The organism is Pectobacterium aroidearum (assembly GCF_015689195.1).
In the GTDB taxonomy this organism is placed as follows: domain Bacteria; phylum Pseudomonadota; class Gammaproteobacteria; order Enterobacterales; family Enterobacteriaceae; genus Pectobacterium; species Pectobacterium aroidearum.
On record NZ_CP065044.1, the window covers coordinates 3,409,609 to 3,432,729 of the forward strand.

20 protein-coding genes are annotated in these 23,121 nt (G+C 55.0%); 9 read left to right on the forward strand and 11 right to left on the reverse strand.

The window, feature by feature from the left end; all coding sequences use genetic code 11:
• Positions 1–11: 11 nt before the first annotated feature.
• From I2D83_RS15260 to I2D83_RS15285, 6 genes are all read left to right on the forward strand, one after another.
• Positions 12–851 (forward strand): PRD domain-containing protein, encoded by an 840-nt coding sequence (locus I2D83_RS15260; protein ID WP_181829442.1) that lies wholly within the window; start codon positions 12–14, stop codon positions 849–851.
• Positions 852–1,084: 233 nt separating this feature from the next.
• Positions 1,085–2,134 carry a Fe(3+) ABC transporter substrate-binding protein gene (locus I2D83_RS15265; protein ID WP_015839620.1) on the forward strand — a complete coding sequence of 350 codons (1,050 nt, stop codon included), beginning with the start codon at positions 1,085–1,087 and terminating at the stop codon, positions 2,132–2,134.
• Complete coding sequence (locus I2D83_RS15270) at positions 2,118–3,815, forward strand: ABC transporter permease (RefSeq protein ID WP_043881735.1); 1,698 nt, start codon at positions 2,118–2,120, stop codon at positions 3,813–3,815. The genes I2D83_RS15265 and I2D83_RS15270 overlap by 17 nt, the downstream gene beginning before the upstream one ends.
• Positions 3,816–3,836: 21 nt before the next feature.
• Positions 3,837–4,526 carry an ABC transporter ATP-binding protein gene (locus I2D83_RS15275; RefSeq protein ID WP_205946851.1) on the forward strand — a complete coding sequence of 230 codons (690 nt, stop codon included), beginning with the start codon at positions 3,837–3,839 and terminating at the stop codon, positions 4,524–4,526.
• Positions 4,527–4,602: 76 nt separating this feature from the next.
• A complete protein-coding gene (locus tag I2D83_RS15280; protein WP_181829439.1) occupies positions 4,603–4,881 on the forward strand; it encodes a type II toxin-antitoxin system ParD family antitoxin in 279 nt (92 codons plus the stop codon).
• On the forward strand, positions 4,881–5,201 hold the full coding sequence (locus I2D83_RS15285; RefSeq protein WP_181844479.1) for a type II toxin-antitoxin system RelE/ParE family toxin: 321 nt from the start codon (positions 4,881–4,883) through the stop codon (positions 5,199–5,201). Before I2D83_RS15280 ends, I2D83_RS15285 begins: the two co-directional genes overlap by 1 nt.
• A gap of 116 nt (positions 5,202–5,317) precedes the next feature.
• Here I2D83_RS15285 and iolB read toward each other — a convergent pair whose 3' ends face one another.
• The 10 genes from iolB to I2D83_RS15335 form a co-directional block, all read right to left on the reverse strand.
• Entirely contained in the window at positions 5,318–6,154 is an 837-nt protein-coding gene (gene iolB, locus I2D83_RS15290; RefSeq protein WP_205946852.1) for a 5-deoxy-glucuronate isomerase, read from the reverse strand.
• An 87-nt stretch (positions 6,155–6,241) separates the two neighbouring features.
• A complete protein-coding gene (iolE, locus tag I2D83_RS15295) occupies positions 6,242–7,132 on the reverse strand; it encodes a myo-inosose-2 dehydratase (protein ID WP_205946853.1) in 891 nt (296 codons plus the stop codon).
• A 34-nt stretch (positions 7,133–7,166) separates the two neighbouring features.
• The gene (locus I2D83_RS15300; RefSeq protein ID WP_205946854.1) at positions 7,167–9,071 is read right to left on the reverse strand and encodes a bifunctional 5-dehydro-2-deoxygluconokinase/5-dehydro-2-deoxyphosphogluconate aldolase; all 1,905 of its coding nucleotides are present in this window, start codon (positions 9,069–9,071) and stop codon (positions 7,167–7,169) included.
• A gap of 46 nt (positions 9,072–9,117) precedes the next feature.
• Positions 9,118–10,251, reverse strand: coding sequence for a Gfo/Idh/MocA family protein (locus tag I2D83_RS15305; protein WP_015839614.1), 1,134 nt, complete (start codon positions 10,249–10,251; stop codon positions 9,118–9,120).
• Between the two features lie 40 nt (positions 10,252–10,291).
• Entirely contained in the window at positions 10,292–11,323 is a 1,032-nt protein-coding gene (locus tag I2D83_RS15310) for an ABC transporter permease (RefSeq protein WP_015839613.1), read from the reverse strand.
• 12 nt (positions 11,324–11,335) lie between these two features.
• Positions 11,336–12,883 (reverse strand): sugar ABC transporter ATP-binding protein, encoded by a 1,548-nt coding sequence (locus tag I2D83_RS15315; RefSeq protein WP_181848284.1) that lies wholly within the window; start codon positions 12,881–12,883, stop codon positions 11,336–11,338.
• A 66-nt stretch (positions 12,884–12,949) separates the two neighbouring features.
• A complete protein-coding gene (locus I2D83_RS15320) occupies positions 12,950–13,888 on the reverse strand; it encodes a substrate-binding domain-containing protein (protein ID WP_015839611.1) in 939 nt (312 codons plus the stop codon).
• 79 nt (positions 13,889–13,967) lie between these two features.
• Positions 13,968–14,954, reverse strand: a complete 987-nt coding sequence (iolG, locus tag I2D83_RS15325; protein ID WP_015839610.1) for an inositol 2-dehydrogenase — start codon at positions 14,952–14,954, stop codon at positions 13,968–13,970.
• A 717-nt stretch (positions 14,955–15,671) separates the two neighbouring features.
• Positions 15,672–17,603 (reverse strand): 3D-(3,5/4)-trihydroxycyclohexane-1,2-dione acylhydrolase (decyclizing), encoded by a 1,932-nt coding sequence (gene iolD, locus I2D83_RS15330; RefSeq protein WP_205946855.1) that lies wholly within the window; start codon positions 17,601–17,603, stop codon positions 15,672–15,674.
• Positions 17,604–17,958: 355 nt separating this feature from the next.
• Positions 17,959–19,470, reverse strand: a complete 1,512-nt coding sequence (locus tag I2D83_RS15335; RefSeq protein ID WP_205946856.1) for a CoA-acylating methylmalonate-semialdehyde dehydrogenase — start codon at positions 19,468–19,470, stop codon at positions 17,959–17,961.
• Positions 19,471–19,797: 327 nt separating this feature from the next.
• On the opposite strand from I2D83_RS15335, the gene I2D83_RS15340 reads away from it, so the two are divergent.
• From I2D83_RS15340 to I2D83_RS15350, 3 genes are all read left to right on the forward strand, one after another.
• The gene (locus tag I2D83_RS15340; protein ID WP_015839607.1) at positions 19,798–20,655 is read left to right on the forward strand and encodes a MurR/RpiR family transcriptional regulator; all 858 of its coding nucleotides are present in this window, start codon (positions 19,798–19,800) and stop codon (positions 20,653–20,655) included.
• Between the two features lie 54 nt (positions 20,656–20,709).
• Positions 20,710–21,015 (forward strand): putative quinol monooxygenase, encoded by a 306-nt coding sequence (locus I2D83_RS15345; RefSeq protein WP_205946857.1) that lies wholly within the window; start codon positions 20,710–20,712, stop codon positions 21,013–21,015.
• A 326-nt stretch (positions 21,016–21,341) separates the two neighbouring features.
• On the forward strand, positions 21,342–22,445 hold the full coding sequence (locus I2D83_RS15350) for an ABC transporter substrate-binding protein (RefSeq protein ID WP_205946858.1): 1,104 nt from the start codon (positions 21,342–21,344) through the stop codon (positions 22,443–22,445).
• Between the two features lie 115 nt (positions 22,446–22,560).
• Here I2D83_RS15350 and I2D83_RS15355 read toward each other — a convergent pair whose 3' ends face one another.
• Positions 22,561–23,013 (reverse strand): hypothetical protein, encoded by a 453-nt coding sequence (locus I2D83_RS15355; RefSeq protein WP_241007230.1) that lies wholly within the window; start codon positions 23,011–23,013, stop codon positions 22,561–22,563.
• Positions 23,014–23,121: the final 108 nt, after the last annotated feature.

Consider the following 23,121-nt stretch of genomic DNA (forward strand, 5'->3'; position numbering starts at 1 on the left):
AGGAAGCCAGCGTGATTAAAGTGAAAAAAGCGTTAAACAACAGCATGCTGTTAGTCGATCATGAACAGCAGGAGATGATCCTGTTGGGCAAAGGCATCGGATTTGGTGCCAGACCCGGTTCGTTGATTGATGTGACGCATGTTGAGCAGGTTTTCATTCCACTGGAAAATCTGAAATCACGGCATTTCCTTTCATTGACCGACACGATTCCTGCGGCTTTTTTTGACATCACGCATGAGATTGTCACGCTGGCGCAAAGCCAGTACGCCGAAAAGCTTAATTCGGTGCTGTTCTTTACGCTGGCGGAACATCTCTATTTCGCGGTTGAACGCAGCAAAACGGGCAACCACTTCGTCAATAAGCTCAGTTGGGAAGTCAAACGCTATTACCAAAAAGAGTACGCCATCGGCGTGCAGGCAAAAGACCGCGTGTCGGCGCGCTTTAACGTCACGCTGCCTGATGACGAAGCCGTCAACATCGCGTTTCATCTCATTAATGCCGCTGGCAGCGCCGAAATTGCCGATGCCCATCAGCAGGTTCAGTTAGTGAATCGTCTGGCGGAAATTGTTCGCTACAAACTCAATAAGAATATCGACGTCAACGCCGTCGATTACCTTCGCTTTATCACCCATCTGCGCTATTTTTCCGAACGGGTGATTGCCCGCAAAATCGCACCGGGACGCACGGACGATTTCTATCAGGAGCTGCTAAAACACTACCCTGAAGCGATGGCGATTTCTTGGGCCATCAGGGATTACGTTCAGGAAAAATATCAAATGGCCTTACCGAAAGAAGAGCTCACCTGGCTCACCATTCATATCAGCAGGCTGGCCGAAAGCCAGACGTCGTAGCACCCATCCCATCATGGTCATCCCCCCTAGCTGCTTTTGCCAACATACAGATCAATAAGGCCACAGGCCGCCTCGATAGGTGCTTATGTTGACCCCCATCACGATAACAACGCGCAAGCACTAATGAGATTGCAAACAAGAGTGATTATCATATATAGTTTTTGTCACCTGCCGAAAATATCTCCTTATTTTATTAATTTACGCATCACATTCACTCTGGAGAAGATAATAACATGTCAAAAACGCTGTCCGTTCTGCGCAAAAAAGCGCGCCTGCTGACGCTAGCTTCATCGCTGATGGTTGCCTACGCCCTGCCTGCTGCCGCAGCAGATGACTCTCTGACCCTCTATACCACACGTGAGCCCGGCCTGATTCAGCCGCTGCTGGATGCGTTCACTAAAGAGACGTCGGTTAAAGTCAATACCGTGTTCATCAAAGACGGTATGCTGGAGCGTGTGAAAGCCGAAGGCCAAAACTCACCGGCTGACCTGCTGATGACCGTTGATGCCGGTAACCTGATCGATCTGGTCGAAGCCGGTGTCACACAGCCGATTCAGTCCAGCACATTAACCGAGGTCATTCCGGCTGCGCTGCGAGACAAAGACAACCAGTGGTTTGGTCTGTCGATGCGTTCCCGCGTGCTCTATGCGGAAAAATCACTGCCGCTGACCGGCATTACGTACGAAAATCTGGCCGATCCAAAATGGAAAGGCAAAGTGTGTATCCGTGCGGGTCAACACCCTTACAATACCGCGCTGGTTGCCGCAATGATTGCGCACCACGGCGAAGCCAAGACTGAAACCTGGCTGCGCGGCGTGAAAGACAACCTGGCGCGTAAAGCCACTGGCGGTGACCGCGACGTCGCGCGCGATATCCTCGGCGGCATCTGTGATGTGGGTCTGGCGAACTCTTACTATGTTGGCCACATGAAGAATGCCAAAGAAGGCACCGACGCCCGTAAATGGGGCGATGCCATCAAAGTGGTTCAGCCTAAATTTGAAAATGGCGGCACGCACGTCAATATCACTGGCGCAGCCGTTGCACGCCATGCACCGCATAAAGATCAGGCAGTGAAATTGATGGAATATCTGGTTTCTGCACCGGCTCAGCAACTCTACGCACAGGCAAACTATGAGTATCCGGTTCGCAAAGGCGTCACGCTGGATTCCACCATTGGCAGCACGATCGGCGAAGTGGATGTCGATAGCATCCCGCTGACCGACATCGTTAAATTCCGTAAACAGGCCAGTCAGTTGGTAGATAAAGTTGGATTCGATCAATAAGACCGGTTCGTCAACCCTGCGCGGCGCCTTCGGGCGGCCGCGCCTCTTTTTTTCTCCGCTTCGCATCGCTGCCGTTATCATTGCACTCGGCGTACTGGCTCCGCTGGTTTCCCTGCTTTGGTTAGCCGCAGGCGCGGGAGTCGGCCATTGGGATCACCTAATGCGCTACGTACTGCCCGATGCCGCGCTCAATACGGTGATCCTCCTTCTCGGCGTCGGCGTGCTGGTCATGGTGATTGGCGCAGGCTGCGCCTGGCTGGTGACCGCGTTTGATTTTCCCGGCAGACAGCTATTTAGCTGGGCACTGCTGTTACCGCTGGCGATGCCAACTTACATTGTCGCTTTTGCCTGGCTCGATCTGTTGCATCCGATTGGGCCGATTCAGGAAGCGATCCGCAGCCTGCTGGGCTACGACAGTCCGCGTCAGTTCCGTTTGCCGGATCTGCGATCCATGACGGGCGCGATTCTGCTGCTCGGTCTGGTGCTCTATCCGTACGTTTATCTGACCATGCGGGCGATGTTTATCAGCCAGCCCGCACACCTGCTGGAAGCCGCACGCACGCTGGGGTTGAGTGCAACGGGCACTTTTCTGCACGTTGCCCTACCGATGGCGCGCCCTGCGCTTGCCGTTGGCACCAGTCTGGCCTTGCTGGAAACGCTGAATGACATTGGCGCTTCCGAGTTTCTGGGCGTAAATACGCTGACCGTCACGGTTTACACCACCTGGGTTACCCGTTCGGATTTACCTGCGGCAGCACAAATCGCCTGCACCATGCTGACGGTAGTCATCCTGCTGCTGACGTTGGAATATTACGGCCGGAAAAACCAGCGTTATGGCACCAGCCGACAGATGCGCGGCATCATGCCCGCGCCGTTGAAAGGAGTTCGCGCCTGGTTGGCAACCTGCGCGACGGCGTTACCGATTCTGCTCGGCTTCATCGCTCCTGCCCTCTTTCTGGCCTGGGAAAGTGCGAAACGACTGGGCGATAGCGTAACGATCTCCGCTGGTCTGATACGGTCATTACAGAACTCGCTGCTGCTGGCCGTTGGCGTCACGGTGGTCGTCACCGTCGTGAGCCTGATTATTGCGTGGTACGCCCGCCATTCGGCTATCACCGACCGCTCACCTGAACGCCGCCGCACGATACTGAGAATCGCCTCGCTGGGCTATGCCGTGCCCGGTACCGTGTTGGCGATTGGCCTGCTGACGCCCGGTATGGCGACGGATAATTTCCTCGCCGACCTGCTAGGCTACAAGGGATTACCCCTGCTTTCTGCCGGAATTCTGCTGGTGATCTGCTGCGCTATTCGCTTTATGGCGATTGGAATTGGCGCGCTTGATGCCGGACTGACGCGTATTCCTCCCGTCATGGAACAGGCATCGCGTTTGCTGGGCGAAAGTGAATTCGTCACGTTTTTCCGCGTACACCTTCCCCTGCTGCGTCCGGCGCTGGTGACCAGTGCGCTATTGGTGTTTGCCGATGCGATGAAAGAACTTCCCGCCACGCTGCTGCTGCGCCCGGTCAATTTCGAGACGCTGGCAACCGTCCTCTATGCCGAAGCAGCCAGAGGCACCTATGAAGAAGGCGCCATTGCCGCATTGCTGATTGTGATGGCAGGCACGCTCCCCGTCGTGCTGTTGGCCCGCAGTCAGCTAAAAACATCGGTTGAGAAAGAATGAAAATCATGAGGAAGAGTCAAGGTGTCTGAGGCTACACTCGTTCTGAACAATGTCCACGTCGCCTACGGGCACAAGCATAATTTTCATCATGTGCTAAACGGTTTTTCCATGCAGGTTGCCGCCGGTGAACTGGCCTGCCTGCTGGGAGCATCAGGATGCGGTAAAACTACCGCTTTACGCGCGATCGCAGGTTTTGAGCATCTGACTCAGGGAACGATTCACGTCGGCGGACGCTGTGTGGCCGGCCCAGACGTGCATCTGCCGCCGGAACAGCGCAACGTCGGAATGGTGTTTCAGGACTATGCGCTGTTTCCCCATCTGACCGCCGCGCAGAATATTGCCTTTGGCCTGAGAAAACAGCCGAAAGATCTACAACACTCACGCGTCCGCGCCATGCTTGAACTGGTCGATCTTGCCTCCCTGGCGCAGCGTTACCCGCATGAGATGTCCGGCGGACAACAGCAGCGAATCGCGCTCGCACGAGCATTGGCCCCGCAGCCTGCTGTGCTGCTGCTCGACGAGCCGCTATCCAGCCTCGACCCCGACAGCCGCAAACGGCTGGGGCAGGAAGTGCGTGACATCCTACGCGATGCCGGACAAACCGCGCTTCTCGTCACACACAGTGAACAGGAAGCCGAGCTGATGGCCAGCCATATTGGCTATTTGAAAGAAGGTAAACTCGATAATATTTCGGAGAACCGAGAGGCTTGATTCAGTGGTTCGCCCCTGACAACATGGGAAATAATGAGTATGATTAAATCCTATCGGTAATTTCAAGGGGTAGGCAATGAGAACAACACAACAGATGAGTATAACGCTACCGAATGAAATGGCTGCTCAGGTGAAAGCCCGAGTTGCCAGCGGTGAATATGCGTCAGAAAGTGAGGTTATTCGAGAAGGACTTCGAGCGTTGATTGCACGCGATAATGCAGTAGAGAATTGGCTGCAGGAACAAGTCGTTCCCGCCTGGAACGCACTGCAACGCGGTGAAACAGAAAGCCTCAGCAGTAGTGAAATTAGGAACAGATTAAAAGCCGAGTTCAGGAAGATGACCGGAGAAGAGTAATGGATTACAGGGTAGTATTCGCACCGGAAGCGGGAGAACAACTGGCAGCACTGTACCGCTATATAGCGAAAGTCGCCTCCCCTAAAACCGCACTCAGCTATACCGAAAGTATTATCAGTTACTGTGAATCGCTTGAGTTATTCCCCGAAAGAGGAAACCAACGCAGCGATATTTTACCTGGGCTGCGTGTTACCAATCATCGTAAAAAAACACTTATTGCTTTTATGGTGGATGAAGAAAAAAGCACAGTAACGGTTCTGGGTATTTGGCATGGCGGTCAGGATTATGAAAGCGACTTGCGGGCAGATGAAGCGGATTAAAAATGTCTAGTTAGCCAACTATTCTCCCAAGCATTCATCTCCCCCAGATGATAGGGCAGCAGCCTACTGGTTATCCATAAGCCACTCCCCATTCTTAAGCTCGTTTATCAGTATCGCTACGCTTTGCCCTGCCCGTGCTTAGCCGCATACTCGGGGCTGTTGATCCACTGGTGATCCGCTTCCCAGGTAAAGCGCCACTGACGCGTAGGACCTGCCATCACATTTAGGTAATAGCTATCATAGCCTGCGATGGTGGCGACCGGATGGTAGCCACGTGGCACCTGCACCACGTCTTTATCGTATACCGCCATGCATTCATCTAATGAACGGTCATCGGTATAGACGCGTTGCAGACAGAATCCCTGCCCTGGGTTCAAACGATGATAGTAAGTTTCTTCCAGATAGGTTTCCTGCGGCGGATTATCGACATCGTGCTTGTGGCTAGGGTAAGAACTGGTGCAACCTTCATCGGTGTACACTTCGACCACCAACAGGCTGTCTGCTGCTTTGTCTTCGGGCAAAATGTTATGTACATAGCGCTGATTATTGCCGGCACCGCGCTGTTCGGCGTCGATATCCTGCGGCGCAATCAGTCGGGTTGGGTGCGTGCCAAGCCCCGGGGCGGCACAAACCGCCAGCTCCAGCGCCGTGTGCGCCGTTACCGTCACCGTCTCTCCCGCCGTGACATAAACTGCATAGGGTTTTCTACGCTCAAACGGGCTCATTCTGTCGCCAATCTGCTCGAAGCACTCACTCGGGGTGACAACCGTCGCTTTGCCGCTCACCAGCACCAGACAGCACTCGTTGTCGCTGGCAGGCAGCGATAGCACCTGTTCCGGTACCAGTTGATACACATCGAATCCCACATAGCGCCAGCCTGCCGTTTCCGGCGTGATGTGCTGCGTACGGCCATGTTCGTCAGGGGCACGATGGCGTGATAAGAGTCGGGACATCTTTTTGCCTCCATATCTACCCCAACTTCACGCTGCCTGCATGTTGGTTGGCCGGCAGCGTGAATACGCGGGGTATATCTCCACAAGTCAGATCAATTCCGCCTGTTGGGCGAAACGCTGCAAGTTATTGTAGCCCAGCGTCGCATACGTCAGCGGATGCGCAACGGCCGGATCTTGTTCCGCTTCGACCACCAGCCACCCGCTGTAATGATTGGCTTTCAGAATGCTGAATACCGTCGGATAATCCACGCAACCGTCGCCCGGTACGGTAAAGACACCGCTCAGCACTGCGTCTAAGAAGCTGGTCTTGCGGTTTTTCACATCTTTCAACACATCAGGGCGAATATCTTTGCAGTGGACATGATTGATGCGGCTAATCCAGCGCTTCGCCACCGCCACCGGATCGGCCCCGGCAAACGTCAGATGGCCGGTATCCAGCAACAGCCCCACCTCTGGCCCGGTATGTTCCATCAGATTATCCACGTCCTGCGCACTTTCAATCACCGTTCCCATATGGTGATGATAGGCAATCTGTACGCCCTGACTTTGCGTGTAGCGCGCAAATTCGGTCAGCTTTTTGCCGTATTCCGGCCAGCGCTCCTCCGGGAAACGCGGACGCAGATGGACCGGTTTTTGTTGGTCGCCATGAATCGCGCCCGTGACTTCGGCAAACACCAGCACCGTCGCACCGAGATCGCGCAATAACGCCAGATGTCCCTGCACCGCTTCAATCTCTTCTTCTACTGAGCGGGTGAGTAGTTCACCGGAATACCAGCCGGAGACTAAACGCAGATCGTGCGCTTGCAAAATTGGCCCCAGCACGCTGGCCTGACGTGGGAATTTGTTACCTAATTCAAAACCAGCGAAGCCTGCCTGACGCCCTTCACTCAGGCAGGTTTCCAGCGGCGTGTCCGCGCCCAGAGAAGGCAGGTCGTCATTTGTCCAGGTGAGTGGATTAATACCAAGTTGAACGGTCATGTTATGTCCCTTTATTCGATCATATAAAAATGGGTTAACCGCGCTGCCGCCAGACGGCGATCAGTTGCAGGTAGTTATGCTTAACTTGCTCAATCAATTCGGCGTCGTCGATCTCGTTACGCAGCCACTTCTGTGCAGGCTGGGCAAACAGGGTGCGACCAACGGCAAAACCTTTCACAATCGGGAAACCGACGGCGGCGCTGAAACCCTGTTGCAGCGTTTCCAGCGGCGCATCCAGCCCCAGAATGACCACGCCCCGACAGTAGGGATCGCGCTGCGCCAGCAGCGGCGTAAGCTGTTCCCAGCCTTCAGAGGACAGCGGTGGCAGTTTCCACCAGTCGGGACGCACGCCAAGGTTGTAGAAGCGTTGAATGGCACGCAGATAAAGCGCATCGCTGTGCGGCATCCCCGCAGGCAGAATGACTTCGAGCAGCAGTTCATGGCCGGATTGACGACAGGCCTGATAGACCTCCATCACCTTCATTTCCTGCTCGCGCCGCAGTGCGTGAGCATCTTCCGGGTGGAAGAACACCAGACATTTCACTACGTGTTCCAGCGGCCAGCTCACCAGCTGTGAACCGATATTGCCGCGCTCCATCATTAACGGACGCGATCCCGGCAGCTCAATCGGCCTGCCGATCCACCAGCCTTTTCCAGTGATGTCATTCAGCGCATCCTGTCCGAACGTACCGTCGCACAGCAGCCCCGCCTTGCCGTCCAGCCCTGCCTGCTGCGCCGCCTCATAGCTGGCACGTAAAATCAGCTTCTTCAATGCCGGAATACGGTTAATTTCCGTGCCGCAGTTCAGCGCCATGTCTTCCAACTGGCTGCGGTGATCGAACGCAATCACGCACAGCTCATGCCACTGTTTACGACGCGTGGTAACGCGGTGCAGATGGTTAAGCTCTTCGTCCAGATCGGGGCGTGGGACGCTCGCCGCGCGCGCCAGATAGTTATCCAGTTCGATCTTGCTTGGCATGGCTGGCGCACAGCCGTGACGTGATACCACCAGTGCGCCGCAGGCATTGGCGTACGCACAGGATTTCTCCCAGCCTTCGCCGTTAAGATAGCCACGCAGCAGGCCAGACATAAACGCATCGCCCGCGCCCAGCACATTCAGTACATCCACGCGCACGCCTTTGATCGTGATGCCTTTATCCAAATGGTCTGGGATAGCGTCACTAAATACTGAGCAGCCCAATGCCCCACGCTTACACACCAGTTCCGCCTGCGTGTGCTGGCGTACCGTACGCAGCGCCTGCAAGGTATCCGTACTGCCGCCCGCAATGTGGAACTCCTCCTCGGTGCCGACAATCACGTCGAACAGCGACAGCACCTGCTGCAACTGCTCCGTAACCGCCTGCGCTTCAACAAAGCGGGTTTCACCGTCGCCCAGCGATGTCAGTCCCCACAGCACCGGACGATAGTCAATGTCCAGCACCGTCTTCACCCCGTTACGCCGCGCGTATTGCAGCGCCGTCAACACGGCTTCGCGCGTGTTAGGATGAGAGAGATGCGTACCGGTAATCGCCAGACAGCGTGACGATGCGATGTAATCCTCGGTGAAATCCCCCGGAGAAATCGCCATATCGGCACAGTTATCGCGGTAGAAAATCAGCGGAAAGGTATCGCGATCTTTGATGCCCAACAGCACCAGCGCCGTCAGACGTTCCTTATCGGTAATTAAATGGCTGGTGTCACAGCCAACCTGATTCAGCTCTTCACGCAGGAAGCGCCCCATATGCTCATCGCCCACCCGCGCCAGCATAGAAGAACGCAGCCCCTGTCGCGCCGTGCCGTAAGCCACGTTGCCGGACGATCCGCCCAGATACTTGGCAAAGCTGCCCATATCTTCCAGACGCGCGCCGATTTGCTGCCCGTACAGATCGACAGCAACGCGCCCCATGCAAATCACATCAAACGTCTTTTCCTTACTCATAGCAGCCAATCCTGTAAAAAAAGAAGAAATCACATCAGCTGGCGTATTAGCCCACGTCGTCCACGTTCACCCAACGCGCCGTTTCGTGTGACAGCACGATCGCATCCAGAACTCGCGAGACTTTCCAGCCCTCTTCGAAATCCGGCCACATCGGGACGTCAGCCGCAATGCCATCGATCAGATCGCGCACCTCCACCGTTTTCTGATCGTTAAATCCAATACCGTGTCCGGCGCTGGCGCAGAAGGCCGCATAGTCAGGATGCTGCGGTCCGGTCAGCAGCGTTTTGAATCCCTGCCGGTTCTCTGGTTCGTCATGCCGATAGAGCTTCAGCTCCGCCATGCGTTCCTGTGTGAAACTCAGCGTGCCTTTCGTACCGGTCACCACGTAGGTCAGCCCCATTTTGCGGCCGCAGGCGATACGCGAGGTTTCAATCACGCCGCGCGCGCCGCTGGCGAAACGCACCATCGCATGCGCCTGATCTTCATTTTCGACCTGTACTAATTCGCTGCTACCCGGTGCTGTCGGACGCTGCGCAATCACCGTTTGCAGATCGCCGCAGACGCTGGCGATATCTCCCACCAGATACTGCGCCATGTTGACGATATGCGCAGCCAGATCCCCCAGCGCCCCCAGCCCGGCGGTTTCTTTGAAACAGTGCCAATCCGCCGGCTTGTTCGGATCGGCCAGATAATCCTCGTTATGCGTGCCGTAAAAATGCACCACCTCGCCAATCTCGCCGCTGGCGATAATCTCTTTGGCCAACTGTGAGGTCGGATTTTTCATGTAATTGAAACCCACCAGCGTTTTCACGCCCGCCCGCTGCGCGGCATCAACCATTTCTCTGGCATCACGTGCGTTCAGCGCCAGCGGCTTTTCCGAGTAAACGTGCTTGCCGTGCTGGATAGCCGCCATCGCCATCGTCTTATGCAGAAAGTTCGGCGCGCAGATATCCACCACGTCAATGTCTGGATCCGCCACCAGCGCACGCCAGTCCCCCGTTGAGCGCTGAAAACCGAACTCCTGCGCCCGTTTGGCCGCCAGCTCCGGCGACACTTCTGCCAACATCGCCTTCACCAGGTTGCCTTTCAGCGGGAAGACCGTCGGTGCCTGCGCGTAAGCGATGGCATGTGCACGGCCGATATAGCCGGTGCCGATTAACCCAATGCGTACATCCTTCATATCCACCTCGGTGCAAAAAAAGAATCGGTACGGGTGCGGCTCAGATAGCGCCGCGACGGCTCTTGGCATAGGTGTCGAACGCCACGGCCAGCACGATAATTAACCCGGTGATGATCTGTTGGTAGTAGGCCGATACGTTCATCAATACCAGTCCGTTAATCAGGATCCCCATGATGATCGAGCCGATAATGGTGCCGCTGATCCGGCCGTAACCGCCCATCAGCGAGGTGCCGCCGATGACCACCGAGGCGATGACGCGCAGCTCGAAGGTGATCCCCGCGACCGCTTCTGCGCTGCCGAGACGGGCGCTGAGAATAAAGCCCGCCAGACCAGCCAGACAGCCAATCACGACGTAAACGCTGACCAGCACTCGCTGCACATTCACCCCAGCCAGACGCGCAGCTTCGGTGTTGCCGCCAATGGCGTAGACGAAGCGGCCCCAGCGGGTTTTGTGCAGCGCCAGATAGCCCAGCAAGGCGACCAGCGCGAAGATCCAGATTGGCACTGAAATACCGAGAATCTCGCCCCGCCCCCACCAGCGATAGCCAGGGTCAAAACCAGCAATCGGCGCTCCATCGTTCATCACCAGCGTTAACCCGCGCCAGATCGTCATCCCGCCCAGCGTGACGATAAACGGTGGCAGACGCAGTTTGGTTACCCCTAAACCATGCAGGAAACCAATGAAGGTACCCATTGCCAGACAGATGCCCAACGCAACCAGCCAGCTCAAGCCGAACCAGGCATCAGGATCAACGGTGGTGAAGTTGTCGCCTTTAATTACCGAAGCGGCAGTGATGGCACACACTGCCAGAATTGAGCCGACGGACAGGTCGATCCCGGCGGTCAGAATGACGAACGTCATCCCTACCGCCATGATGCCGTAGATGGAAACTTCGGTCAGGATGTTGGTGATGTTGCGTTCGGACAAAAAGTTACTGTTCTGCGACTGAAAGAAGATCAGCAGCAAAATCATGAAAATAAACACGCCGAAGCGTTCGAAAAAAGCAATCGGATCAAAACGTCCGCGCGGATTGGACGGCGTAATGCTCTTAGAAAGCGGCTGCTGGGACATGCGTCACCTCCGTTATGCTGCGTGTAATGCGTCGTGGCAAATGGCCATCATCGTCATCAGTTTTTCTTCTGTGGCGTCATCGCCATGAATTTCCCCGCTAATTCGCCCTTCGCTGAGCGTGATGATGCGGTCGGAAATCGCCATGATTTCCGGCAGGTCGGAGGAAATCACAATCACGGCGACGCCCCGTTTCGCCATATCGAACAGCACCTGATGCACTTCGGACTTGGTGCCGACATCGATGCCGCGCGTGGGCTCATCCACAATCAATACCTTGGGATTCAGCGCCATACAGCGAGCAAGAATCACCTTTTGCTGGTTACCGCCCGACAGCTTGCGCACCTCCTGCTCGCTGTTCACCATCTTGATGTGCAGCGCCTGACGGTAAGCTTCAATCAGATCGTCTTCCTTACGGGTGTTCACAAACCAGCGCCAGCGCATGAGCGATGAGAGGTTGGAGAGTGAAATGTTTTCCCTGATCGATAACCCCAATACCGCGCCTTCTTTCTTACGGTCTTCCGGCACCAGTGCGATGCCTTGGGACAGCGCATGCAGCGGCGTAGACGGATGGTAAGGGGTGCCATCCAGCACAAACTCACCGGTTGAGAACGCGTCGGCACCAAACAGACAGCGTGCAATTTCCGTACGGCCTGCGCCCACCAGTCCGGCGATCCCGAGCACTTCGCCCGCATGTACCTGGAAATTGATGTCTTTTAGCGCGATGCCGTGCGCATCCAGCGGTGGTTTTTCCCGGCTTAAGCCCTTTACCGCCAGACGTACCGGCTTATCCTGATGGTGCGTTTCTGAAGGCGGACGGCGATTAAACACCACGTCGCGACCGACCATCAGGCGAATAATCTCCTGCACATTCGTGCTGGCGACGTCGCCGGAACCGGTGTAGCGGCCATCCTGAAACACGGTAAACCGATCGCACAGTTGGAAGACTTCGTGCAGCCGGTGCGTGACATACACCACGCTCACGCCGCGTCCTTTAAGCTCGCGCACCACGCGGTGCAGGCTGTCGACTTCACTGTCGCTCAACGCCGCCGACGGCTCATCCATCACAATCAGCTTGGCGTTCAATGTCAGCGCTCTGGCGATTTCCACCATCTGCTGCTGCGCCACGCTCAAACGTGCCACCTGCGTCGTCGGCGCAATGTTCAATTTCAGATAATCCAGTACCGCTTTCGCCTCACGATTGACTGCCAGAGCATCCACAAATACGCCGCTACGCTGCGGCTCACGCCCCAGGAACATGTTCTCCGCCACACTCATATTGGGCAGCAGGTTAAATTCCTGATAAATGGTGATAATCCCCCGCTTTTGGCGCTCAACCGGCGATTCAAGCGGTAACAGCTTTTCGCCGCCAAACCAGATGTCGCCGCTGGTTTGCGGTTGTGCCCCAGCCAGCGCCTTCAATAGCGTCGATTTACCCGCGCCGTTTTCGCCCAATAACGCATGAATCTCTCCCGGCTGAACGGTCAGCTGTGCGTTGCTCAGCGCCCACACGCCGGAGAAGCTCTTTGCCAGATTGGTAATCTTCAGTAGGGGTTCCGTCATGTTTACCTTCCTCCCGCAAGGCCGCGCGAACGCGGCCTGCTGAATACCTTTTATGTAGAGAACGATTTATTTACCCGCTTCACCAATGCGTTCGGCATCGTTCAGGTTATCTTTGGTAATCATGGTCGGTTGGTAGTCTGCCCCGGTGATAGGCGCTTTGCTGCGGATGTTATTGGTCAATTGCGTCAATGCGGTGGTCACAGCGTAGCCCGGACGCTGATCGGCGGTAACCGCCAGCCAGCCGTCACGTACACGAGCCAATGCTTCTGGCACAGCATCAAAACCGGTTACCATTACCTCGCCAGGTTTCAGACCTTGCCCCTGTAACGCTTCAATCGCGCCCAGCGCCATGTCGTCATTCGCAGAGAGGATCACCTGTGGGCGTTTAGGCAGCGACGGCAGAACACTTTCTACGATGCGCATCCCTTCGGAACGCATCCAGTTCCCCGTCTGATCGGCCACAATGCGGTACTTGCTGCCGCCCGCTTTCAGGCTGTCACGAATCCCCTGCGTCCGCTCGATATTAGAAGAAGAGCCCGGCTGGCCGGTTAGCAGAATGATCTCTGCACCATTCGGGAATTTGGTTTTGACATAGTCGGCAATCGCCTGACCACCTTTGTAGTTATTCGCCCCAAAATGCGGCACGGCTTTTTCCGTTTTCACCGAACGATCCAGCGTCACGACTGGCAACTTGGCATCCTGAATTTCGGTCACTGCGCTGGAAACCGCGTTAACATCATTCGGTGACACCACGAAGCCGAGTGCGCCACGCGTGATGGCATTTTCCAAATCGGCGGCCTGCTTCGGCGAGCTACCCTGCCCATCCAGCACCTGCAAATTCACGCCCAGTTCTTTGGCGGCTTTAACTGCGGTGCGCTGCATGTGAACTTCAAACGGCATAGCGAGATTCGGCGTACTGAAAACGATTTGTTCATTTTGGGCCTGAGCAAGACCAGACAGACCCAGTGCGATGGCGATTGCGGAAACGCTGATGATCTTTTTCATATGTCTTTTCTCTTCATCTGCTTCTGTTATAGGTAGGGGTGTAGGGTTGAAAGCAGGTAAAACGCGGAGTGCCGTACGGTTACACGGCGACCTCCTTGCCTTGAGCCAGGGATTCGAAGGCTTTATCCGCCAGATTCAACGCACGCTCACCGTCCAGACCGGAGCACTCCGGCTGGGTGCGGCCATTCAGTACATCGACAAAGTGCTGCCACTCTGCCGCGTACGCCGCGTGATAGCGTTGTAGGAAGAAATATTCGGGTTTCGCTGCCAGACAGCCGTCGTCGGTCCACTGCTCGACCACGTTTTCGCGGATATTGCCCGCGCTGAGCACACCTTTCGCGCCATGCAGTTCGAGACGTTGATCGTAGCCGTAGCCGGAGCGGCGGCTGTTGACGATGGTCGCCATCGCGCCAGAAGCAAATTTCAGCACGATAAATGCGGTATCAATGTCACCCGCCTCACCAATGGCCGGATCGACCAGATTGCTGCCTTGTGCAAAGACTGACACCGGCTCCTCGCCCATAATGAAGCGCGCCATATCGAAATCATGGATCGTCATGTCGCGGAACATACCGCCGGAAACGCGAACATATTCAGCAGGCGGCGGCGACGGATCGCGGGAGATAATCAGCAGGGATTCTGGTTTTCCGATGCGCCCCTCACCAGCCAGCGTTTTGACGCGGCGGAATTGCGGGTCATAGCGGCGGTTAAACCCGACAAACAGCGGCACGTTCTGCTGCTTGACGACGGTCAGGCAATCGCGAACGCGGGCAATATCCAGATGCACGGGTTTTTCGCAGAAAATGGCTTTGCCATGTTTGGCAGCCAGCTCAATCAAGTCGGCGTGCGTGTCGGTCGCAGAGGCAATCAGGACGGCGTGCACCGCCGGATCGTTCATGACTTCATCCACGGTTTGCACTTTGGTATGGTAGCGTTCGGCCAGCGTCGCGGCATTGGTTGGGTTAGGATCGACGACCGCGTAAAGATTGGTTTCTTTGTGTGCCGCGATGTTCACTGCATGGACCTGGCCGATACGGCCTGCGCCCAGTAAAGCGATGTTAAACATAGATGCTCCCTTGCTGCCTGAGTGGCGTTTAATGCCAGACTGAAAAAGTGACGGGATAACGGCTAGTCGCATTCTTCCCCCAGCCCCATCACCCGCTTTTTACCGCAAATCCTGATAGCTAAAATAAAACATTTATTTCAGTTTTGTATAAATTGAAAATTATATTTTTGCGTGTCAGTTAACATTTTCATGACATCTTCGCTGTTTTCTGCAACCCCAATCACACATCATCTGAGAACGTTTGTGGGGGTATACATGCCTATCAGGGGATCGGTTAGGCGCTGGCGTAAAAGGGAGGGAAAAATGAAACCGTGGTTTGAAAATGAAATGAATATTTCAATTCATTATCTCCCATTGCATTTAACCCTCTCGGAGATATAACTACAGGGGTCATCAAGGGTTTTGCCCTTATACGGCATAAAAAATTATGCTGAGGAGATAGCAGGCTTAGGATGAGCCGCAGGACGCGGCGAAAGCTTGCGCCACGTCGGGAACGTGTCGCAAGCGGTCCGTTAAGCCTGATACCGACGAAGGCACCGCGTCAGCGGCATAATTTAGCCGTAAAGCCAGGGGTCAAGGGGCGAGCGGCGTTTGAGCCGTCCCTTGTCGGGCGCGTGCTACGGGGTAGCATGGAAATGACGGCATTATCGCGCACGAAACCGTCTCTTAGTCTTCATAAAAAATGTGACTAAGAGACAGTGACGCAGGGAAATTTACCTAATATTGCCGTGCGCGGGAGAGCGCAGCTTTCACGTTACTGGCAGCCGTCTCAATCTCCGGATTATCCGCAACCTGCGCCGTGCCAGTGCGCCACCAGGATTCATAGCCGTGCGTCATGGTCTTCGGCAGCACTTTGATATCCAGCAGCACCGGTCCTGTATGCTGGCGTGATTCCACCAGCGCCTGTCTGAGCGAGGTTTCATCATGCACTCGCCACGCTTTACAGCCGTAGCTTTCAGCGTTCTTGGCGAAATCGACCGGAATAAGTGCACCGCGCAGTTGCCCCGATTCCGCATCGCGGTAGCGGTTTTCCGTACAGAAGCTCCCCATTCCCTGACTCATTTGCAGGTTGTTGATACAGCCAAAGCCCGCGTTGTCGAACAGCAGCACGGTGATTTTGATGCCCTCTTGCACCGCCGTTTGCAGTTCGGTGTGGAGCATCAGATAAGAACCGTCACCAACCATCGCGTAGACGGGCTGTTGCGGCACCGCAAGCCGCGCGCCAATTGCCGCCGCAATCTCGTACCCCATGCAGGAGTAACCATATTCCAGATGATAGCTGTCCGGCGTTTTTACCTGCCACACGCGCTGTAGATCGCCCGGTAACGACCCTGCCGCGCCAACGACAACCGCGTTATCCTCCAGTTCATCATTCAGGATCCCCAGTACGCGCGTTTGCGTCAGGTGGGTATTCAACGTCTGGCGATATTCATCCAGCTTGTCTTCCAGACCATCCACCACTTCAGGCACCAGTTCACCTTTATCCTGCACGGTAAACAGCCGCTGTAGCTCGCGTTCCCATTCCGCACGCGCCTGTTCAATAGCCTGCTGCCAGCCGCTACGATAGGACGCCGTCGCCAGCCGTTCGGCCAGTGCTTGTAGCCCGACGCGCGCGTCGGCGATCAGGGGCAGCGCATCCAGTTTTAGCGCATCAAATTCGGCAACGTTGAGCAGTAAAAATTCGACGTTCGGGTTCTGAAACAGCGACTTGGAACCGGTGGTAAAATCGGTTAAACGCGTCCCGACGCCAATCACCAGATCCGCTTCTTGCGCCAGCCGATTCGCCGCCAGCCCGCCTGTCACGCCAATACCACCGCAGTTCAGCGGATGTGAGGAAACAATCGCACCTTTGCCCGCCTGCGTTTCGCCAAACGGAATCGCAAACTGCTCGGCAAACTGCGCCAGCGCATCATGTGCGCCGGAATAACGAACGCCACCGCCGCAAATCAGCATCGGGCGGCGCTTTCTGGCAATCAGCGCTGCCGCTTCCTCCAGCCGTGCCGCATCTGGCGGGCGACGTTCGAGGTGATGGACGCGCTTGCGGAAGAACGATGCCGGATAATCCCAGACTTCCGCCTGCACATCCTGCGGTAAACACAGCGTTACCGCGCCGGTATCGGCCGGATCGGTCAGCACGCGCATGGCGTTAATCAGCGCGCTCATCAGTTGCTCAGGGCGATTAATGCGATCCCAGTAGCGAGAAACCGGTTTAAAGCAGTCATTGGTGCTGATCGACAGATCGTGATATTGCTCGACCTGCTGCAACACCGGATCCGGCTGGCGGCAGGCGAAGAGATCGCCGGGCAACAGCAGCACCGGAATACGGTTGGCGGTCGCGGTCGCCGCGGCGGTCACCATATTTGCCGCCCCCGGCCCCACCGACGAGGTCACGGCATAAATTTTCCGCCGCTTGTGCTGTTTGGCGAACCCAACGGCGATGTGCGCCATTCCTTGTTCGTTGCACCCCTGATGCACAGTGAGGCGGTTCGCCTCCTGCTCCAGCGCCTGACCGATGCCCAGCACATTACCGTGACCAAAAATGGTCATGACGCCCTGCACAAAAGGGGATTCTTCACCGTCTACGCTGATGTATTGCTGGTTGAGAAAACGGACCAGCGCTTGCGCCATGGTGATGCGACACGTATCCATTGATCTACTCCTTAAATAAGGATCTGATTTCTATAATGAACTATGTATATTCAGCGAGCATTTCGTGCGCAAAAATTTAGCCATTCTTATGCTACGTTGCAGCACGCGCCCGACTCAGGGCGCTCAATCGCCGCCGCCCTGAGAACCCAGGCTTATGGCGATAAATTATGCCGCTACGCGGGCCCTTCGGTATGTGTCACCGTCATCCGAACCGCCAGTGACGCGGTCCTCCGCGGCACTGGCTTTCGCGACATCCCTGTCGCTCTTTCGGCGGTGCACCTACCTCAGCATAATTTTTGACGCCAGCAGAGCAAAACCGGTGCACTATTTTCACCACACGTTATAGGTCAAATCCTCACTCTAGCGTGGGCATGATGAAGCTGCTGGCGTGGTGTTCCAGACGGACGCTGGCGGGCCAGCGGCTGGTGACGGTTTTCATTCGGGTGTAGAAGCGTACGCCGTCGTTGCCGTGGACATTCAGCGGCCCAAAAATGGAGCGTTTCCAGCCGCCGAAGCTGTGGAACGCCATCGGTACCGGAATCGGGACGTTCACGCCAACCATGCCGGCCTGCACTTCTTCGCAGAACTGACGCGCCGTTTCACCATCGCGGGTAAAAATAGCCGTACCGTTACCGTATTCATGGTTGTTAATCAGCGTTACCGCCGTCTGGTAATCCGGCACGCGCACCACGGACAGTACCGGACCAAAAATTTCTTCCTGATAGATCTTCATCTCTGGCGTGACGTTATCGAACAACGTCGGCCCAATAAAGTAGCCTTGCTGATGCCCTTGAACAGATAGCGTGCGGCCATCGATACGCAGCGTCGCACCCTGATCGACGCCACTTTGAATATAGTCGGCAATCTTCGCCCGGTGCGGCGCGCTGATCACCGGTCCCATCTCATTTTCCTGCCCGTCCACCAGCCCCGGTCCGACACGCATCGCATTGATCTGTGCGTTCAGGCGCTGATTCAGCGCATCCGCCGTGTCATCACCAACAGCGACCACCACCGACAGCGCCATGCAGCGTTCGCCCGCGGCACCAAACGCCGCGCCCATAATTGCGCTGGCCGCCATGTCCATATCGGCATCCGGCATCAGGATGCAGTGGTTTTTTGCCCCGCCCAGCGCCTGACAGCGTTTGCCGTGCGCCGATGCCGTCTGATAAATGTATTCCGCCACCGGCGTCGATCCCACAAAGCTCACCGCCTGCACACGCGGGTCGGTCAGCAGGACGTCCACCGCTTCTTTATCCCCCTGAACGACGTTAAACACGCCGTCCGGCAGGCCAGCTTCTTTCAGCAGTTGTGCCAGCAGCAGCGAGAGCGACGGATCTTTTTCAGAGGGTTTCAACACAAAGGTATTGCCGGTCGCCAGCGCAATCGGGAACATCCACATGGGCACCATCGCCGGGAAGTTGAACGGCGTAATCCCGACGCACACGCCAAGTGGCTGCATGAGTGAATGGCTATCCACACCGGTGCCGACATTCGCCGAGTGTTCGCCTTTTTGCAGATGCGGAATACCACAGGCAAATTCAACGACTTCAAGACCGCGCGTCACCTCTCCCACGGCATCGGAATACACCTTGCCGTGCTCCTGTGAAATCAGCCGAGCCAGCGTATCCATTCGTTCTTCCAGCAGCGCTTTGAAGCGAAACAGCACGCGCGCGCGACGCAGCGGAGAGTGTTTTGACCACGCAGGGAATGCCGCCGCCGCACTGGCAATTGCCTGCTCGACTTCCGCCTTATCAGACATCACAACCTGGCGAATCTGCTCGCCCGTCGCGGGGTTATACACCGCGGCGTAGCGTTGGCTGTTGCTGGAGGCAATCGCCCCCTGAATGAAGTTAGATACGGTTTCCATGTTTACACCTTTGTGGGTTTTGAGGAGACAAACGGCTGATATCGGATTACAGTATATGAAATGAATATTCCATTTAACGCAAAAATAAAATAAATGTTGATTATTGTGATCCGCTGCGAATTTTTAGGTAAACTTGAAAGCAGCTGTCCATAAAGACAGGTGAGCAGCTTCTGAAAATAGCCGTACCGATAAAAGGTGTGCCGCCTGAAATGTCGTACAGATAAAACAGCCGCATCCAGAAATGAATTTTCTGTTCCGTTTCAGGCGCCAGTCATGAAATCGCGCTAATGGGATAGGTTCTTATACGTCTTTGGGAGATAACCCGATATGCCCATGGCAACCAGCCTGAGAGAATTGCAGGAACAGATCCGTGAGCGTTATGATTCGCTCAGCAAGCGGTTACAGCAGGTGGCGCATTATGTGCTGGATAATACCAATAGCATCGCTTTCGATACCGTCGCGGTGATCGCCGAACGCGCTGACGTCCCCCCTTCAACCCTGATTCGCTTCGCCAACGCCTTTGATTTCAGCGGTTTCAACGAAATGAAACAGCTGTTCCGTATGAACCTGGTGGAAGAAACGGCCAGCTATACCGACCGGGCGCGGCTGTTTCGGGCGATGGAAGCTGATGCCGTGCCAGAAACGCCGCTGGATATTCTGCATGAGTTTGCCCGCTCAAACGCGCAGGCGATGCAGCAGCTCGCGGCACGCACTCCGCAAGAGGATCTGCAAAAAGCCGTCGATCTGCTGGCACAGGCGGATACCATCTATATCGTCGGGCTGCGGCGCTCGTTCAGCGTCGCCACTTACCTCACCTATGCGCTTAGCCATCTGGAAAGCAGTCCTATTCTGGTCAACGGTCTGGGCGGCATGTTTCGTGAACAGCTCAGCCGTGTCAGTGCTCGCGATGTGGTGGTTTCCATCAGCTTCTCGCCTTATTCACAGGAAACCGTGATGGTCAGTGAGATGGCCGCGAAGGCCGGAGCGCGGCAAATCGTCATTACCGACAGCCAGATCAGCCCGCTGGCGACGCTCAGCGATGTCTGCTTTGTGGTGAAGGAAGCGCAGGTTGATGCGTTCCGTTCACAGTCCGCCACGCTGTGTCTGGTGCAATCGCTGATGGTATCGCTGGCATACCGACAGGGAAACGGCGCAGAACAGAGTGAAAAACAGCAGCGCGGCTAGCCAGTAGCCAGAACCGTTTAATCAACAGGACAACCATGTAGGGAGAGCCGTTTTATGCTTAAAGTCATCGCACAGGACTTTATTAAGCCTGAGTGCATCGAAATCGTTATGCCGCTGTACCGCGAATTAGTAGAGAAAAACCGACAGGAAACGCTGTGCATCTCCTATGAGCTTTTTATCAATCAGAAAGATCCGGGGCACTTCACCTTTATCGAAACCTGGCCGGATAGAGCCGCACTGGATATTCACTGCCAGACCGAGCACTTCCAGCGGCTGGTGCCGATGATCAATAGCCACCAGCGCGCCGAGTGCACTTTCCTGCTGATGGATCCCTTTGACAGCACGATCTCCTCGCTTTAACCCATCCGATTTTAGGTCGCCTGGCGGCCTAAATATCGTCGTAATTCCTCGTTATTCTGCTTTCGTTGACGCCAGCTTTTAATTCATTTTTTTTGAATTAAAATCTCAATTTTTTCTGATTTCACATTATTCACAACCGGATAACATACAAAAACCTTCTGGCAACTGGCGATTTAACGGTTCAGTCAGCAGGAAAATGAATATCAAACAAATGAAATAATTTGATATTCATTCTAATGATTCTGCTTATGCCTTCTTATTCTGGCAACAGCCGCAAAGGATAAAGAGTGCATCGGTAGATATCGGCTCTCATTCAGGAGGAATCGATGTTTAAACTAAAACAGGTGGTCGCATTTACGGCGCTGATGGCGACTGCAGCGACCAGCTATGCGGCAGTAGAAGCCGATAAGCGCCCGATTAACGAGCTTTATCAAAACGCGTTACGGGAAGGCGGTATTGTGACCGTCTACGCGGGCGGTGACACACCGGGTCAGCAGGATGGCATCAAACAGGCGTTTGAGAAACGCTTTCCGGGCATGAAACTCAACGTCATTGTGGATTACAGTAAATTCCACGATGCCCGTATTGATAACCAGCTGGCAACGAATACGCTGGTGCCGGATGTCGTACAGCTTCAGACCTTGCAGGATTACCCACGCTGGAAAAAAGAAGGCGTGCTGCTGAACTACAAACCTATCGGCTGGGACAAAGTGTACCCCGCGTTTAAAGACAAAGACGGCAGTTGGACCGGCGTATTTGTCGATGCGTTCAGCAACGTGGTCAATACCAAACTGATTGCCGAAAATGCCTGGCCAACAGAAGCGAATGACTATTTACGTCCCGATCTGAAAGGCAGCATTGTCTTAACCTATCCGAACGATGACGACGCCGTGCTGTTCTGGTTTAAGCAGGTCGTGGATAAATACGGCTGGGAGTATGTCGCTAAATTCAAAGAACAGAACCCGGTTTACGTTCGTGGCACACAGGCTCCCGCAGACGATGTTGAAAGCGGTAAGTCAGCAGCAACATTCTCAACCGACGGTGCGCTGGCTCCCGATCAAAACGCGAATTCGCGCTTCGTTCTGCCTAAAAGCGATCCGTTTGTTTCCTGGGCCCAACGTGCAGCCATTTTCAAACAGGCTAAACACCCGGAAAGCGCCAAGCTGTATCTGAGCTGGCTGCTGGATAAAGAAACGCAGAGCAATGTCTGGTATATGTGGTCGGTGCGTACTGACGTGGCACCACCCGCTGGCTATAAACCTATCTGGGAATATAAGAACACCAACCCGCAGGCTTTTGCTGACTTCATGAGCGATCGTGCGGCGGTAGAATCGTTCCGTGCTCAGATCGGTCTGTATCTTGGTGAAGTGAAAGGTGAACCGTCTCCGGGTAACCTGGGGCTACACCCAAAAGAAGCATTACCGCACTAAAGACCTTCCCCTCTGGATGTGCACCTAACACATCTGGCTAGGTTTTAGAAAAGCCCTTATCGCCAACAAAGCGATAAGGGCTTATTTGTCACTTTCGGTGTTCAGCATTCAACACTCATTGGCTGGTGGAAGACTGCTGTAAATAATCCGTCAAAAAGTGTTCTGGGTTACCCTGTTCGGACAGCGATTTACTGTAACCAATGCGAACAGGCTGCGCCTCACCGGGTAAGTAGAGTTCGCCATATCCCTGGTTCATGATCAGCACCACGAACTTTTTATGATCAACCTCTAGCCAATAGCGTGTGCCACTGGCTTGCTTTTCAACGTTCATTTTTTGGATTTTGGTATTCCAGTCATGGTCGATACCGGTAATTTGTACCAGCGCCGTAGAGTCAGCCGGCTCACCAATGCGTAGCGTCCAGACCTGTGCCCCTTCAGTGCCTTCATACGCTTTGATCAGCGTCGCAATAGGTGGACGTGGCGTTTCTGCCGCAGCCACACGGGCAAATGAGAAGAGGCAAATCAGCAGAATAAACAATCCACTCAATGTAGTTCGTAGCATGGTCATGATGCAGTCCCTGTTTGTGGCACCCGGTGCCCTGTAAAAATACGCCTTCTATCGATACTGACGATCCTGAATCCCCATTAGTGAACAGGGAACAGAGCCCCGATAGTA

Excerpts from the sequence above, each read along its gene's own strand:
- I2D83_RS15280 (WP_181829439.1), top strand. The coding sequence starts at position 4,603 with ATGAGAACAACACAACAGATGAGTATAACGCTACCGAATGAAATGGCT.
- I2D83_RS15300 (WP_205946854.1), bottom strand. The coding sequence starts at position 9,071 with ATGAGTAAGGAAAAGACGTTTGATGTGATTTGCATGGGGCGCGTTGCT.
- I2D83_RS15320 (WP_015839611.1), bottom strand. The coding sequence starts at position 13,888 with ATGAAAAAGATCATCAGCGTTTCCGCAATCGCCATCGCACTGGGTCTG.
- I2D83_RS15340 (WP_015839607.1), top strand. The coding sequence starts at position 19,798 with ATGCCCATGGCAACCAGCCTGAGAGAATTGCAGGAACAGATCCGTGAG.
- I2D83_RS15305 (WP_015839614.1), bottom strand. The coding sequence starts at position 10,251 with ATGAAGGATGTACGCATTGGGTTAATCGGCACCGGCTATATCGGCCGT.
- iolG (WP_015839610.1), bottom strand. The coding sequence starts at position 14,954 with ATGTTTAACATCGCTTTACTGGGCGCAGGCCGTATCGGCCAGGTCCAT.
- I2D83_RS15285 (WP_181844479.1), top strand. The coding sequence starts at position 4,881 with ATGGATTACAGGGTAGTATTCGCACCGGAAGCGGGAGAACAACTGGCA.
- I2D83_RS15315 (WP_181848284.1), bottom strand. The coding sequence starts at position 12,883 with ATGACGGAACCCCTACTGAAGATTACCAATCTGGCAAAGAGCTTCTCC.
- I2D83_RS15350 (WP_205946858.1), top strand. The coding sequence starts at position 21,342 with ATGTTTAAACTAAAACAGGTGGTCGCATTTACGGCGCTGATGGCGACT.
- iolB (WP_205946852.1), bottom strand. The coding sequence starts at position 6,154 with ATGTCCCGACTCTTATCACGCCATCGTGCCCCTGACGAACATGGCCGT.
- iolD (WP_205946855.1), bottom strand. The coding sequence starts at position 17,603 with ATGGATACGTGTCGCATCACCATGGCGCAAGCGCTGGTCCGTTTTCTC.
- I2D83_RS15265 (WP_015839620.1), top strand. The coding sequence starts at position 1,085 with ATGTCAAAAACGCTGTCCGTTCTGCGCAAAAAAGCGCGCCTGCTGACG.
- I2D83_RS15310 (WP_015839613.1), bottom strand. The coding sequence starts at position 11,323 with ATGTCCCAGCAGCCGCTTTCTAAGAGCATTACGCCGTCCAATCCGCGC.
- iolE (WP_205946853.1), bottom strand. The coding sequence starts at position 7,132 with ATGACCGTTCAACTTGGTATTAATCCACTCACCTGGACAAATGACGAC.
- I2D83_RS15355 (WP_241007230.1), bottom strand. The coding sequence starts at position 23,013 with ATGACCATGCTACGAACTACATTGAGTGGATTGTTTATTCTGCTGATT.
- I2D83_RS15335 (WP_205946856.1), bottom strand. The coding sequence starts at position 19,470 with ATGGAAACCGTATCTAACTTCATTCAGGGGGCGATTGCCTCCAGCAAC.
- I2D83_RS15345 (WP_205946857.1), top strand. The coding sequence starts at position 20,710 with ATGCTTAAAGTCATCGCACAGGACTTTATTAAGCCTGAGTGCATCGAA.